Source organism: Nocardia sp. NPDC003345, assembly GCF_053589395.1.
This window is the reverse complement of sequence record NZ_JBSFRU010000467.1, coordinates 1-3,605: the sequence shown is the minus strand read 5'-3', so window position 1 is coordinate 3,605 and position 3,605 is coordinate 1. Positions and strand designations below refer to the sequence as shown.

Genomic DNA, 3,605 nt, shown 5'->3' with positions numbered 1-3,605 from the left:
CACCGGGATCGGTTTCCGCGGCTGGATGGAGGCGGCGGAGGGCTGGGGTCTGGCCGAAGAACTGCGCGATACGTTCGGCGGGACCCGGATGCTCGCGCGCGGTCCCAAGGCCAAGGGCGCGATCCGGGCCGCCGAACTGCGTGAGGAATGGTCGCCGGCTTCGGAGTCCTCGGCGGAGGTGCTCGACCATCTGCTGGCCGAAGGCGTCGAGGGCGTGCGTATCGCGGTACAGCTGCACGGCGCCACCACCGAATGGGAGCCGATCCCGGATTTCTGTGAGGTGCTGCGCTGCGCCGGTGCCGATGTGGTTCCGGTGCCGGTGTACCGGTGGGAGCCGCCGGCCGATCGCGGTCCGATGGATCAGCTGATCGAGGCCATCGTGACCTCCGCCATCGATTGCGTGACCTTCACCAGCGCCCCGGCGGTCGCTTCGATGCTGATCCGCGCCAAGGAGACCGGTGTGCTCGAAGGTGTGCTGCACGCACTGCGCAGCCGGGTACCGGCGGCCTGCGTCGGGCCGATCACCGCGGCGCCGCTCGAAGAGCTCGGTGTACCCACCACCATGCCCGGCCGGGCCCGGCTGGGCGCACTGGCACGGCATGTCGCCGAAGAGCTCCCGCGCCGGGCCGGGCGGATCAACGCCGCCGGGCACACCATCAGCGTGCGTGGAGCCTGCGTGGTGGTGGACGGCACGGTCAAACAGCTGGCCCCGGCCCCGATGGCGTTGATGCGGTCGCTGGCCCGTCAGCCCGGTCGCGTGGTCTCCCGGGAGGATCTGCTGGCCGCGCTGCCCGGTGGCGGCGACGACACCCATGCGGTGGAAACGGCCATCGCCCGGTTGCGGGCGGGCCTGGGGGCGCCCAAGGCGATCCAGACCGTGGTGAAACGCGGTTACCGGCTGGCCATGGACCCGGCCGAATGTATCGACAACAATTCCGATACCGGGCCGCTGCCGGTGGTGCCGTCGCGCAACACCCGCTATGTGCGCACGGTGGTCCCGGGATGACGGCCGCCGCGCAGACGCCGCCGCTCGTGCTGGTGGCGCACGGGACCCGCAGCGGCCGGGGCGTGGAGATGATCGCCGCGCTGGCCGAGGCGGTCGGCCGGGAACTGGGGTATCGCCACGATGTGAACGAGCCGTGCGCGCAGGCCGGCGCCCCCGGTAGGACCCGGGACCGCCGCGCCGCGATCCTGCCCGGTCCGCACGGTTTCGCGGTCTGCGGTTGCGCCCCGGACCCGCTCGCCGGGCTCGGGCCGGCCGTTCCGGCCCTCGCAGCGCCCGTGGTGCGGACCGCGTTCGTAGACGTCCTGGGCCCATCGCCCGCCGAGGTCCTGCGTGACCTGTCCGCGAACCCGGCTCCGGCCGTGGTGGTTCCGGCCTTCCTCGCCTCCGGCTACCACGTCTACCAGGACGTGCCCCGGGAAGTGGGCGACAGCGGCCATCCCGCGGTCACCGTCACCCCGGCCATGGGGCCCGACCCCGCGCTGGCCCGCATCATGGCGGTGCGCCTGCGGGCGGCCGGGTGGCGGCCCGGCGACGCGGTGGTCTTCGCCGCCGCGGGTTCGTCGGACCCCCGGGCCCGCGCGGATGTGCGCCGGGCCGCCGCCATGCTCACCGCGCAGCTGGCCACGCCCGTGCGCACGGCGTACGTCGCCACCGGTGCGCCGCGCGTACCGGAGGTGGTGGCGGAACTGCGGGAGTCCGGACGGCAGCGGGTGTTCATCGCCTCCTATCTGCTGGCCCACGGGTTGTTCCACGAACGGCTGCATACCGCGGGCGCCACGGGCGTCGCCGAACCCATTGGCGTGCATCCGGCCGTGGTGCGGCTCATCGCCGACCGGTACCGGGCCGCTGTCCGCAACGGGTCGGCTCTCGGAGCGGGTCGCGAGAACGTCTGACCTAACCCGCCGTACCGGTGCGGAAACAGGCCCGCGGCGGTCCCGTCACCGCTGATCCGGGTCGCCGATGCGCTACGTTGCTCGGCAGGCGAACTGTTCGCCGGAAGTGATTCCGCAGGTAGTCGTAGCGGCCGGGCCGGTTGCCGGACGGCGCGTGGCTCGGCGTCACGCGTTGTCGCGGGTCTCGGGGTGGCCGGGACAACGCAGGAGGCGTGGTCGGATGACGCACCAGGCAACGGAACCGGATCATCCGCTCTCGGCGGCGCAATTGCGCTGGTGGGTGGCCCAGCAGCTGTACCCGGAGATCCCGAACACCGTCGCCATGTATCTCGATCTGCGCGGACCCCTCGATACCGGACTCATGCGGGACTGTGGCCGCCGCGCCGCCCGGGAACTCGAATCCCCGTGTGTGCGGGTGTGCCTGGTGGGCGGGCAGCCGCGTCAGCGGGTGCTGCCGGAGGCACGGCTGGAACTGGGGCTGTGCGATCTCACCGGACACCCGGATCCGGTCGGTGCGGCCGCGGCCGCCATGGACGACGACTATCGCGCCGTCCTCGATCCGCTGACCGGGGAGCCGACCGTCGGCACCCTGTACCGGGTTGCCGCCGACCGGCATCTGCTCTATCTGCGCAGCCATCATCTGGTTCTGGACGGGGCCGGGGCGGTGGCGCTGCTGCGGCGTACCGGGGAGCTGTACCGGGCGGCGGTCACCGGTGTGGCGGCCGGGCCGGCGCGGGCGCTCGATACCGCCGGTCTGCTGGCGGCCGAACACGACTACCGCCGGTCCGCGCGGTCGCGCGCGGACCGTGCGTACTGGCTGGCCGAACTGTCCGGCCTGGCCGATCCGGTCGGGCTCGCCGGCCATGCGGCGGCGCCCCGGGCCCGGCCGCATCATGTCTCGTCGGTGCTGGAGCCGGCGGTCGCGGATTCGATCGGCCCGGCACGAGCCCGGCACGAGGCGACCTTCGGCGAACTGGTGATCGCCGCGTTCGCCTGCTACCTGTCCCGGCTGACCGGCGGCGACGATACGGTCCTGGCCCTGCCGGTACCGGCCCGCACCACCGCGGCGCTGCGCCGGTCGGCCGGGTCGGTGTCGAATGTGGTTCCACTGCGGCTGACCGGTATCGCGCGGTGCACGGTCGGCGCGGCGATCGCCGATATCCGGCACCGGGTGCTGGGTGCGCTACGCCATCAGCGCTACCCCTACGAGGACATCCAGCGTGACCGCGCCGGCGGCCGGGTGGTCCGGGGCGGGTTCGGGCCGGTGATCAATGTGCTGGGTTTCGTGGAACCGCTGCGGCTGGGCCCACTCACCGGGGTGGCCCAGCTGCTGTCACTCGGACCGGTGGAGGATCTGCTGGTCAACGGGTACCAGCTGGGTCCGGACGAACGGACGGCCACCATCGATTTCCAGGGCAACCCCGCGCGCTACAGTGCCGCGACCCTGGCCGCGTATCACCGGGGGTTCCTCACCTATCTGGGCGCGTTCCTCGCCGCGCCCGCGGACGCGGCGGTTCCCGATCCCGAGTTACCCGGAACGGGCCCGGCGGTGGGGAGTCTGCCCGACTCGGCCGGAGGCCGGCGCCCGGAACGAGCCGGGTGGCCGGGTGCGAATCGTCGCGCGGGCGCCCGGGCCGGGAGACCGGCGGCCCCGGTCCGGTGGGCGGCGGCCGATTCGGCCGGTCCCGGCACCCGGACGCTTTCCG

3 protein-coding genes are annotated in these 3,605 nt (G+C 73.4%); all 3 read left to right on the top strand.

Annotated elements, in window-relative coordinates; all coding sequences use genetic code 11:
• A partial coding sequence (locus ACWDU1_RS30715) for a uroporphyrinogen-III synthase (protein WP_450003838.1) occupies positions 1–1,006 on the top strand: 1,006 nt, incomplete at its 5' end.
• Complete coding sequence (locus ACWDU1_RS30710) at positions 1,003–1,899, top strand: sirohydrochlorin chelatase (RefSeq protein WP_450003836.1); 897 nt, start codon at positions 1,003–1,005, stop codon at positions 1,897–1,899. The genes ACWDU1_RS30715 and ACWDU1_RS30710, both read left to right, overlap by 4 nt.
• Positions 1,900–2,119: 220 nt before the next feature.
• Positions 2,120–3,605 (top strand): condensation domain-containing protein (locus ACWDU1_RS30705; RefSeq protein ID WP_450003834.1); only part of this gene is annotated, 1,486 nt, incomplete at its 3' end.

Coding starts and splice junctions, on each gene's coding strand:
- ACWDU1_RS30710 (WP_450003836.1), top strand. CDS start 1,003: ATGACGGCCGCCGCGCAGACGCCGCCGCTCGTGCTGGTGGCGCACGGG.